Annotated in this window: 15 protein-coding genes and 2 pseudogenes; 1 reads left to right on the top strand and 16 read right to left on the bottom strand. The window is 41.9% G+C overall.

Annotated features, from left to right (window positions below; genetic code table 11):
- Positions 1 to 102: 102 nt before the first annotated feature.
- Positions 103 to 249, top strand: a pseudogene (locus tag EWV60_RS18390) (IS630-like element ISMae26 family transposase); the annotation flags it as partial.
- A gap of 290 nt (positions 250 to 539) precedes the next feature.
- Here EWV60_RS18390 and EWV60_RS18385 read toward each other — a convergent pair.
- The 16 genes and pseudogenes from EWV60_RS18385 to EWV60_RS18310 all read right to left on the bottom strand — a co-directional run.
- The gene (locus EWV60_RS18385) at positions 540 to 1,826 is read right to left on the bottom strand and encodes a glutamyl-tRNA reductase (protein WP_287233908.1); all 1,287 of its coding nucleotides are present in this window, start codon (positions 1,824 to 1,826) and stop codon (positions 540 to 542) included.
- Positions 1,827 to 2,010: 184 nt separating this feature from the next.
- Positions 2,011 to 3,048 carry a class II fructose-bisphosphatase gene (gene glpX, locus EWV60_RS18380; RefSeq protein ID WP_002756310.1) on the bottom strand — a complete coding sequence of 346 codons (1,038 nt, stop codon included), beginning with the start codon at positions 3,046 to 3,048 and terminating at the stop codon, positions 2,011 to 2,013.
- Between the two features lie 570 nt (positions 3,049 to 3,618).
- Positions 3,619 to 4,380, bottom strand: coding sequence for a sulfite exporter TauE/SafE family protein (locus EWV60_RS18375; protein WP_002793247.1), 762 nt, complete (start codon positions 4,378 to 4,380; stop codon positions 3,619 to 3,621).
- Positions 4,381 to 4,932, bottom strand: a complete 552-nt coding sequence (locus EWV60_RS18370; RefSeq protein ID WP_002739647.1) for a DUF2854 domain-containing protein — start codon at positions 4,930 to 4,932, stop codon at positions 4,381 to 4,383.
- Positions 4,933 to 5,110: 178 nt separating this feature from the next.
- Positions 5,111 to 5,761, bottom strand: coding sequence for a DUF3782 domain-containing protein (locus EWV60_RS18365; RefSeq protein ID WP_103111961.1), 651 nt, complete (start codon positions 5,759 to 5,761; stop codon positions 5,111 to 5,113).
- Positions 5,762 to 5,874: 113 nt separating this feature from the next.
- Positions 5,875 to 6,546, bottom strand: a complete 672-nt coding sequence (locus tag EWV60_RS18360) for a DUF3782 domain-containing protein (RefSeq protein WP_016517347.1) — start codon at positions 6,544 to 6,546, stop codon at positions 5,875 to 5,877.
- Positions 6,547 to 6,710: 164 nt separating this feature from the next.
- Positions 6,711 to 6,929, bottom strand: coding sequence for a type II toxin-antitoxin system HicA family toxin (locus tag EWV60_RS18355; protein WP_024971299.1), 219 nt, complete (start codon positions 6,927 to 6,929; stop codon positions 6,711 to 6,713).
- The gene (locus EWV60_RS18350) at positions 6,926 to 7,120 is read right to left on the bottom strand and encodes a type II toxin-antitoxin system HicB family antitoxin (RefSeq protein WP_016517346.1); all 195 of its coding nucleotides are present in this window, start codon (positions 7,118 to 7,120) and stop codon (positions 6,926 to 6,928) included. The genes EWV60_RS18355 and EWV60_RS18350 overlap by 4 nt, the downstream gene beginning before the upstream one ends.
- 73 nt (positions 7,121 to 7,193) lie before the next feature.
- Complete coding sequence (locus EWV60_RS18345) at positions 7,194 to 7,571, bottom strand: HEPN domain-containing protein (RefSeq protein WP_002739474.1); 378 nt, start codon at positions 7,569 to 7,571, stop codon at positions 7,194 to 7,196.
- Positions 7,568 to 7,894 carry a nucleotidyltransferase domain-containing protein gene (locus EWV60_RS18340; RefSeq protein WP_002740269.1) on the bottom strand — a complete coding sequence of 109 codons (327 nt, stop codon included), beginning with the start codon at positions 7,892 to 7,894 and terminating at the stop codon, positions 7,568 to 7,570. Before EWV60_RS18340 ends, EWV60_RS18345 begins: the two co-directional genes overlap by 4 nt.
- 185 nt (positions 7,895 to 8,079) lie before the next feature.
- Complete coding sequence (locus tag EWV60_RS18335) at positions 8,080 to 8,301, bottom strand: hypothetical protein (protein ID WP_287233903.1); 222 nt, start codon at positions 8,299 to 8,301, stop codon at positions 8,080 to 8,082.
- A gap of 27 nt (positions 8,302 to 8,328) precedes the next feature.
- Positions 8,329 to 8,823: a PIN domain-containing protein gene (locus EWV60_RS18330; RefSeq protein WP_287233901.1), complete on the bottom strand. Its 495-nt coding sequence runs from the start codon at positions 8,821 to 8,823 to the stop codon at positions 8,329 to 8,331.
- The gene (locus EWV60_RS18325) at positions 8,807 to 9,097 is read right to left on the bottom strand and encodes a UPF0175 family protein (protein ID WP_002740308.1); all 291 of its coding nucleotides are present in this window, start codon (positions 9,095 to 9,097) and stop codon (positions 8,807 to 8,809) included. The genes EWV60_RS18330 and EWV60_RS18325 overlap by 17 nt, the downstream gene beginning before the upstream one ends.
- Positions 9,098 to 9,179: 82 nt before the next feature.
- Entirely contained in the window at positions 9,180 to 9,449 is a 270-nt protein-coding gene (locus EWV60_RS18320) for a type II toxin-antitoxin system RelE family toxin (RefSeq protein ID WP_002739840.1), read from the bottom strand.
- Positions 9,442 to 9,690: a type II toxin-antitoxin system Phd/YefM family antitoxin gene (locus EWV60_RS18315; RefSeq protein WP_002739617.1), complete on the bottom strand. Its 249-nt coding sequence runs from the start codon at positions 9,688 to 9,690 to the stop codon at positions 9,442 to 9,444. The genes EWV60_RS18320 and EWV60_RS18315 overlap by 8 nt, the downstream gene beginning before the upstream one ends.
- Before the next feature lie 67 nt (positions 9,691 to 9,757).
- Positions 9,758 to 10,401 (bottom strand): annotated as a pseudogene (locus EWV60_RS18310) (apoptotic protease-activating factor); the annotation flags it as partial.

The raw sequence follows: 10,401 nt of genomic DNA, 5'->3' as shown, positions 1-10,401 counted from the left end.
CCTTTTTTCTTAGCATAATCTGATAGTTTCATGTGAACTGCAATGTAAACTTGTACTAACCATATTAGCAGTTGTTTGCAGTCATTTGCATATATTTTTTACAAAACTTTACAATACTGGTCTCAAGTGCGAGAAATTGAGGCATCAAAACTAATTTTCATCGATGAATCGGGGGTAAATTTAGCCCAATTAAGACTCTATGCTAGAGCCTTAATTGGCCGAAGAGCTTGGGGAAGAAAACCGCAAAAGTTAAATTGAATCAACAACGATTATCGAACCATTTAATTAGCACATGGCATAAAAGCAAGCTGTGACTGGGTCTAATTCTTGGAGATGTCCATTAATTATACCGCTCCCTGCTGTCAACTCCGACGCTCATAGACAGTCTTAACGAGTAATTTAGAGAGTCAACCGCTTAGTGGTCTGTCAATCTTGAAATTGTGGATAGGGGAATGCTGCCAAATTATTCGCCCCCAGTGCCTCAAAATCATCTTAACAGACCCATAGAATCGCCCTTAATTTTTGTCAATTGTCGGCCCCTAACTATATTCCTCCCCGACACTGAGATTAAAGAGCATTTGCAGGGATTGTAAACAGCGCTTACGCGCTTCGATATCCTGTTGGGCCCGCAGTTGTACCATGGGTTCGTGAAGGATTTTATTAACGATACCGCGGGTCATTGCTTCGATAACTTCTTGGTGTTTTTCGGCGAATTCCGTCCCCAAACGGGAGAGGGCCTTTTCTAATTCCTGTTCGCGAATATCTTCAATTTTGCTTCTTAAACAGCTAATTGTCGGTACAGTGTCCAAAGAACGCCACCAAAGCTCGAAAGCTTCCACTTCCTGCTCTAGGAGTGCCTCTGCTTCCCTGGCCATCTGACGGCGACTTTCCTGATTGGCGGCAACCACCGCTTTAAGATCATCGACGTTAAAAGCTTGCACTTGTGCCAATTCCTTCACGTCGGTGTGGACGTTGCGGGGAACAGAAATATCGATTAACATCAGCGATTTAGCAGTAATCGTCACTTCTGTCAATAAATTTTTAGTTAAAATTGGTTCCGTGGCTCCAGTACTGGTGAAGACGATATCCGATGCCGCTACGATGGCCATCATCTCTTCTAAGCCATATAGTTGCAGCGGTACGTTAGGAAATTCACGGGCCAACTCCTGGGCCCGTCTTTGGGAGCGATTGACGATCGCAATTTGCTGAGAACCCTTAGCCAGAAGGTGAGTAACTAATAATCGGGACATTTTCCCTGCCCCGATAATAGCGATTTTCTTGCCGCTGAGGTCTGCCACCTTAGCATGGGCTAACTCCACCGCCGCCGAACTGATCGATACGGCCCCCGTGCCAATACTGGTTTCCGTGCGGACGCGCTTACCGGCAGTCATCGCTTGTTTAAAAAGGCGATCGAGTAATTGGCTAATAGTATTGTACTTTTGAGCTAATTTATGGGTATTTTTAACTTGAGCGAGAATTTGCCCTTCACCGAGGACAAGACTTTCTAAACCGGCCGACACCCGGAGCAGATGACGGACAGCATCCTGATGCAGTAGGGTAAACAGATAACGACGCAGGACATTAAGGGGAATATGCCCGATTTCAGCGAGAAACTGGGTAATTTCCACCACGCCCTTTTCCGTATCCGTAACCACGGCGTAGATCTCCAAACGGTTACAGGTGCTGATAATCGCCACCTCTTGGATGTGGGGATAACCCTTGAGGTGGGTAAGAGCGGACTCGATTTTCGCTTCCGGGATACTCAATTTTTCGCGAATTTCCACAGGGGCTGTCTTGTGACTCAAGCCCACTACAGCAATATTCATTTATGTTCTCCTACAAATGTTGCTCAGGCTACAAAAATTATTGATAAAGATCAGTGCGTTATGTCTCTAATTGTTGCAATTTAGTCCCAATCGGGATGCAAATAAAAGATGTTTGAAAAAAAACTTTATATATTTTTACCAATGGGGGCGAGGTGAGCCATACCCACCCCACCGCGTCAGGGAATTATCTCAGTTGAATGTATTTGGGTTGGTCGAACAGGTGAACGGTATCAACAAAGCGGGCGGTTTTCGATTGGGTGGAGATAACCAAGCTTTGGGTTCGAGCGCCACCATGAAAGAAGCGGACTCCTTCCATCAGGGTGCCGGGGGTGATACCACAGGCGGCAAAGAGGACGGTTTCGCCACTGGCTAATTCTTCGCAACCGTAAACGCGATCGGGATTGGTGATGCCCATTTCTTGCAGACGAGCGAGATTACCCTCGCGGCTTTCGCCGATTAAACCGGTTTTGACCACTTCGGGATCATAGATTAATTGTCCCTGGAAGTGACCGCCTAGACAACGCATAGCCGCCGCCGAGATTACCCCTTCTGGAGCGGCACCGATACCCATGAGAGCATGAATATTAGTTCCCGAAAAAGCGCAGGAAATAGCGGCCGATACGTCACCATCGCTGATCAGACGAACTCTGGCCCCGGCGTTGCGGATTTCTTGGATTAATTCCTTGTGACGGGGACGATCCATAACCACTACCACCAGTTCTTCGATGGAACGATTGAGACAATCGGAAAGAACTTTCAGGTTTTCCGTCGCCGATTTATTAATATCCACATGACCTTTAGCTGCTGGGGGAGCGGCTAATTTTTTCATATAAAAGTCAGGAGCGGCGAATAATCCACCTTTTTCGGAGATCGCTAACACGGCCATAGAACCATTTTGACCGTAGGCAACCAAGTTAGTGCCTTCGCAGGGATCGACGGCGATATCAATTTCGACTAATTCGTCGGGATTACAATATTGTTTGGCATCAACTTGGGTACAGATACCCACTTCTTCGCCAATATAGAGCATGGGAGCCTCGTCTCTTTCCCCTTCTCCAATAACGATGCGACCGCGCATATGGATTTTATTCATCCGTTCACGCATCGCTTCCACAGCGACGTGATCGGCGATATTTTTTTCGCCTTTACCCATCCACTTCGAGGAGGCAATGGCAGCCTGTTCGACCACTTCGATAATTTCTAACCCTAGCGTACTTTCCACTCGATGATCCTCCCTACAGCTGATCTATGATTTATCTAGTGAGTTTGTTTCCTTAACAGTCAAAAGTCTATCACCAGACGGGGATCATTCTTAAGTTTTTATGTAGATCATCTGGAGGAGACCGGTATAGCTAGGGAATTTTTGCCAGCACTGTCGCCTCCATCTCAGTTATGGAGAGCTTGTTCGCTGATTTGGTCTGGCGATCGCATGAAGGAAGGTTCTTACCCCTGTTGTGAATGCTAGACAAGGGCAGCTTTGTCAATACTAAACATCTGGTGCGGTTTTGCCGAGCAAAATTATAACGTTATCGGGTCAGGTTTTAAAATGAGCCATTTTAGTTGACGGTCTTTCTCATAAAGATGCAGTATAACCTAATTTGCTATCGACGACTGACTCCCCAAGGGGAAAATTTCCTACCTCATCCTTAAGATAAGCTAAGTAGCTGGTTATAATTAAATTGAAGATAGATTTTGGGTTCGATCCCCCCTGCCCCCCTTGATAAGGGAGCATTTGATAATTTTTAACGCCTAGGTACTTAAGACGCATTTTAACCGCCTATAACTCGGTTTGTTAACGAAGCCAATAAACTATAGCGATAATAATACTCAGAATTACCACAGTCTGGCGCAGATAACTAGGAGAGATAATTCTAGCTAGTTTTCCCCCCAATACCCCCCCCATTAAAGAGCCAATTGCTACCACTATCGCTGCCGACCAATATACATGATTAGAAAAGAGAAAAAACCAAGATGCGGCCACATTAACCACCAAAGAAAGCAACTGTTTTAAAGCATTTAATCTCGTGAGATTATCCTTGAGAAATAAGCCCAAAATTGCCAACTCAATTACCCCTAAACCTGCGCCAAAATAACCACCATAAACTGAAGCAAGAGCGATGGGTAAAACCGCCAAAATTTCTGGTATATGACCATTTTCGTCCCCTTGTTGCCGCTGTAGCCAAGAGCGTAAAGTATCTTGAAAAGCCAATAAAGCCGCCGCTAAAAGAATCAGAAAAGGAATCAGGCGCTCAAATACTTTATCACTACTATTTAACAGCAAAATACCACCGATAATGCCGCCAATAACTGCCGGTGGTAGTAATAATCGAATCCGTTTTTGTTGCCCGTGCAGGTCTTTTTTTTGGGCGAGGGTTGCCCCCAGATAACCGGGACATAAAGCGACGGTATTAGTCACATTTGCCATTACTGGTGGGATACCCACCGCCATCAGCGTCGGAAAAGTAATCAGACTACCGCCACCGGCAAGAGCATTAATTAAGCCGGCAGCCACGGCAGCGATTACCAAGAAGCCATACTGAATAGGCGTGAGCATTTAGGTGTTAGGGATAGTAATTAGCGATAAATCAATTTTTTCCTCGTCAACTTGCTTAATTTCGGCTCTAATTCCTGGTCCAAAATATCTTTCGATTTTTTCCTGTTTTGCCAGCCACTTTTCTAGGGGTAAAAGGGGCGATTCAAATTCTAGAGTAAAACAATAGGCGGAATCAACAGCAGTTTCACGAATTGCCACTAAAGTCGGTCTTTCCTCGTCTGTGGGGCTTAATCCCAGCTTTTCTAGGGCTTCATCCAGATGCACTTCCTGTCCGTAGCGATAGCGGGTGACATCGTTGCGAAGTTTGGTTTGGGTGACAGTAGCCTGTTGTTGGCGCAATTGCAAGATTTCGGGGCTAGTGGGCTGGCTGAAAGGTATCGGTTTGATTTCTGAAGCTTTTAGGGCTAAACCTCCCAATAATAACGGTAATCCGTAGAAAAACCCCGCTAAATTGACCGTGGCGTTACCTTGGGCATAACCGATGATCCCGATAACCGTTAAAATACTGCCTAAAATTAAGCCAAAGTATGATAGTCTAATTTTTCTGAGCATGAAATAATTTTTTTCTTGAGTACGCTAATCCTTTAGAGATTATACAACTCAAGAGAATCTTTTTTGCAGATGGGCAGTGGGAAGATTTTTCAGTTATCAGTAAACAGTCATCAGTCATCAGTAAAAAGAAAGCGGCGAACTTGACACTTAATAAGTAAGTAATCTCAATTTTGATGTTTTAATAAGGTCGAGGTTGAAAATTATCAGGAATATCGAGTTCAAATACTTGGTCATGAATCCGAGCCACATAAAACCCTTCTTGCAGAATTTTTTCCCGTAATTCGTTGGATAAGTCAACCGATGCTAGTATGCCATAGAGTTTTTTGTCCTTGTGTTCAGGGAAAAAGCTGCGAAACCGTTGCAAAATACTTTTTAATTGTGTAATGGATTCCTCTCTAGCATGACTTTTAACCTCGACGATATAGGCAGTATTTAGCTCACCATTGGTATAGGCAAGGACATCAATTTCTAGGTGTTTTCCATCTTTACTGACTCGGACACTGGGACTAACAACTTCCATGCCAAAGCGTTGTCTGAGAATCTTTTCCATTGAAGGAAGGGCAAGTCCTTCGGTAAAGCTGCCGAATTTTGCCCCTAATCCCCCAATTTGCTGACCTAATTCTTTGAGTTGTTTGTCAGTCTTCTTCTGTTGTTGGGCGTTTTCCTTCTGTTGTCGGTCAGTTTCCTTCTGTTGTTGACTAACTTCCTTCAGTTGTTTGTCAGTTTCTTTTTGAGCAGCAGTTAATTCGGACTGAGCAGCAGTTAATTCAGCTTGAGCAGTCGCTAATTCGGCTAAGATTCGCCATACGTCTTCGGATGTAGTTGCCATAGATAAATTTTTTCCTCTGATTTGGTCTATTACTATTTTACTAAATTTTGCCGATTCATGAAGAAAAAAGTGTTGCTGCCTTTGGCCAAGATAGAGCGATTACATTTAAATTTTTAATAAGGTCGAGGTTGAAAATTATCGGGAATATCGAGTTCAAATACTTGGTCATGAATCCGAGCCACATAAAACCCTTCTTGCAGAATTTTTTCGCGTAATTCGTTGGATAAGTCAACTGATGCTAGTATGCCATAGAGTTTTTTGTCCTTGTGTTCAGAAAAAAAGCTGCGAAACCGTTGTAAAATACTCTTTAATTGAGTAATAGATTCCTCTCTGGCATGACTTTTAACCTCAACGATATAGGCAGTATTTAACTCACCATTGGTATAGGCAAGGACATCAATTTCTAGGTGTTGTCCATCTTTACTGACTCGCACACTGGGACTAACAACTTCCATACCGAACCTTTGTCTGAGAATCTTTTCCATTGAAGGAAGGGCAAGTCCTTCGGTAAAGCTGCCGAATTTGGCTCCGAGTCCCCCAATTTGCTGACCTAATTCTTTGAGTTGTTTGTCAGTTTTCTTCTGTTGTTGGGCGTTTTCCTTCTGTTGTCGGTCAGTTTCCTTGAGTTGTTGGGCGTTTTCCTTCTGTTGTTGACTAACTTCCTTCAATAGTAGGTCAGTCTCCTTCAGTTGTTTGTCAGTTTCTTTTTGAGCGGCAGTTAATTCGGCCTGAGCAGTCGCTAATTCGGCTAAGATTCGCCATACGTCTTCGGATGTAGTTGCCATAGATGATTTTTTCCCGATGTCACCTATTCACTATTTTAGCGGAGGCTAATTCATAGAACAAGAATCACCGCCACCAGCGACTAACATCCCTAATACTTTGATACACTTCTCTTAAGGCAACCTCTCCCCCAAAATGAAGGATTAAAAGCAGGTTAGAAATAGTTTTAGAGTAATTCTAAGAATTCTTCGATAGTTAAACCCGCTTCTTTAACAATCCCTGCCATTGTATAAGCATTAACTGGATTTGCTCGTGGAATGGTGATAGTCTGTTCTCCATTTGTCATGGTAATATGTTTTCTCTGTCTAGTGATGCGGAATCCCGCTTTTTCAAAGGCATTAACAGCGCGTAGATGATTAATTCCGGGTAATTTTGGCCTACTTATCCTACTTCTACATAACGCACTTCAGCATCTTTGTTTAATTCTTCAATTGTCTCTAAATAGTCTTGTATCGCTTCTTTGATATTTTCTATAGCTTCTGCTTCAGTGTCCCCCTGTGACCAACATCTGGGTAAACTGGGACACCAAATCGCATAACCTTCTTCGCTTTCTTTGAGTCGAACTTGATAGCGCATAAATAGTTACTGTAGTATTTGCTAGAGTGGGAGCATTCCATTTGAGATAATTTATCTATCTCTTTATACTAAACTAATGTGTATTAAGCCAGTGGCTTGCTTGTTCTACAAATACTGTGGCATATTCTAAGGCAATTTTTGTTTGTTCCCTAGTTATTTCAATAACTTGATCATAATCTCCTAATTGTCGTAAATCATAGGTAATTCTTAATGCTTTTGATAGTTCTAATGATAATTCACCTGTTTGAATAAAATGTTGAGAAAATTGCTGTCGTACCCCTCGATGACTGCGAGTATTGATATTTTTAACTATTAACAGAGCTTGGACTGTACAATAAATGGCATAATAGCAACGAGAAATACAAGCACGATAATAATTTTTTTCAAGTAATAGGGTGGCCGCTTCTAATTCTTCATTAGCTTGATTGATATAGGACGAAATTTGGTTCACAGGACAATCCCTTCTCGGCGAATATTGTCCATTAATGGGGTTTGTCGATGAACAAAATCTTCATCGGCGATGGGAATCAAAGAAATGAAGGTATTATATTTAAGGTCTAGTTGAGTAGCGATGTCTGCCATCCGAATCACTTCATCTCCAGGGGAAATGGGCCCCTTTAATACGACCATAATATCAATATCTGAGTCCTCATTGGCGTTACCCCGCGCTTGTGAACCAAAAAGGATGAGTTTTACTAACCGTTTTCCATAAAACTTTGCTAATTCTTGGCGAAATTCTTGTAGTATAGGCATTAGGGTTTGTAATTGAGCCATTGTTTTATTACTTAGAAATTATTTTTTGTAATAAATTGTATTGATGGATGTCACTTATTCACTATTTTATCGGATTTTTGCGATTGCGTAGGGAGTGTGGAAAGATGGGGAGGAATGCGATCGCCAATGAAATGTGGATGGGTCATTCATTCGACGGCTCATAGCGTTCTAAACTTTTAATAAAATCATCGTTTTTCTTCTCGCCATGCTGCTTGACGGATAGATTCAGGGGTGATATTTCTGTTTTCCCACAATCCTGCCAGGGCAAAGAAGTCTTGCTCGTTATCAGATAATGTTGTTTGATCTTCGATGATTTCTACGAAGTCAACAAAATCTAAAGCAGTTAAAATTTTAGAGAGTGTTTCTGCTTTTTCTTGGTCACGAATGTGTACGATTAGTTGTTTCATGGTAGTTTATTTTGCATTGAGTTGGTATTAATGATCATTGTCTAATTCTGTTTTTAGCCAATTAAGAATCGGAGAACTAATACGAATTCCATAATCAACTAACTGTTGTGATAAATCTAAAATTTCTTGTTTAGATAGATAACCTGCATAAAAACCAACCAAGAGAATTCCTAATGTTCCTTTGACGGTTAATTCCATAGCTTTGGCAACTCTTCTTGCTAATTTCTCATCTATAATTACCCAGTCTGGTTTGATTGAAATTGCCAAGAGAATAACTTCTAATTCTCCTCGATCTAATCCTAGTAATAGCGGTTCAAGAGGAGATGATGATGCAACTTCTTGAACTTGAATCCAATTGGCATTTTTGAGTTCTTTTGCCCCCGGTTTATTATCTCCAGCGATGACAATTTCTTGATAAACTGCCCAAGGAATAATCACTTCATTAAATAGCTGATTAAGAAGATCTAATTGATTAATCAAAGATAAGGCGATGATCGGTGTAGAATTAACAATTATCTTCATTCTCTTTGATTTTTTTGGCTAATTTACGGCTGGTTTGTATTTCTGATTCCCATTCTTCTGCTGTGTAATCAATAATGGAAAAACCATACTCAGAGAGAAGTGTATAAAATGTATATTTATCGCATCCTAATACTTGTGCGCCGATTCCTGCTGAAATTTTTCCTTCTTGATAAAGATGCCCTAATGTATAAATTATGACTTTACGAGAGAATGTTTCTTTTTCTTCTCTGGCGGCAATGAGGAGTTCTTCGGGAAATGTTACATTAATGCTCATGAGTGTTTAAAGATAATTTGTTTTTCTTGATTTTAGCAGGAATAATATCGCTAATTAATTGATGGTTGATAATTAAGATTCTCTATATTGTTCTCTTTAGTTGTTTATAAATTTCATCATCGTTTCGTTTGTCAATCAGCAAGATTTCTAGTGTTTGCTCCTCAACACGATAAACGATTCGATATTCACCAATATCGGCTCTATGATAAGAGTATCCTTTTAACTTTAGAGAATCTTGGGGATAGGGATTTGTTCTCAGTTCGGTTATTTTTGTGGCTACTTGTTTGGCGTGTTTATCTGGCAGTTTTTTTAAGCGTTTAGTTGCCTGTCGAGATAGGTTAATCTTAAGCATTTAAAATTTCTGACAGTAAAGCCTCACTTTCTGTTGTTCCGATAAAACCTTCTTGATGAGCTTTTTCTGCCTGTAAAGCCAAAAGTTGATTTTCTAACTCGGAAAATCTCTCAAATTCCTCGATTGACAGCACGACTGCAACATTACGTCCCTTTTTTGCTATCTTTACTGGTTCTCTTCGAGCCAAGTCTAACAGTTCGCCAAAGCGATTTTTTGCTTCTGAGGCTCCTAATGTTTTCATAAATAATTCTTCTAGAAACTAGCCATTATGACCATATTAGCTATTATAGCAATTAGTGGGATGAGAATCACCGCCACCAGCGACTCACCTCCCGAATCCCTTGATACACGTCCCTTAAGGCGACCTCCCCCCCAAAATGAAGGATTAAAGGCGCTAAGTTAGGAACAGTTTCGAGGAAATGAGGACGAGTGAGAGTTCCCAAAGCATGAAGGATATCTTGCCAGAAAGATAAGTCAACATTAGCAGGGGTTAAGGTGGCTGTTAATGCTTCTAATGCTTCTGCACGAGATTCTTCAGACCCAATCCCTCTGGCAATTTCTAAGGCTTCGGGTAACACTTCAGGTAAATGGGGAGCTAACCGTGTCAATGCCTCTGCACGGCTTGATTCATACTCAATCCCTCTGGCAACTTTTAAGGCTTCGGATAACACTTCCGGTAAATAGGGAGCTAACCCGGTCAATGCCCATACACGGGGGTATTCATCCCCAATCCCTCTGGCAGCTTCTAAGGCTTCGGGTAACACTTCCGGTAAATAGGGAGCTAACCCGGTCAATGCCACTGCACGGTTGTATTCATTCCCAATCCCTCTGGCAATTTCTAAGGCTTCGGGTAACAAACTGACCGGTAAATGGGGAGCTAACCCTGTCAACGCCTCTGCACGGTAGTATTCAGACCCAATCCCTCTGGCAATTTCTAAGGCTTCGGGTAACA

The organism is Microcystis sp. Msp_OC_L_20101000_S702, from assembly GCF_007095705.1.
Taxonomy (GTDB): Bacteria; Cyanobacteriota; Cyanobacteriia; order Cyanobacteriales; family Microcystaceae; genus Microcystis; species Microcystis ichthyoblabe_A.
This window is presented reverse-complemented; position numbering and strand designations above follow the sequence as displayed.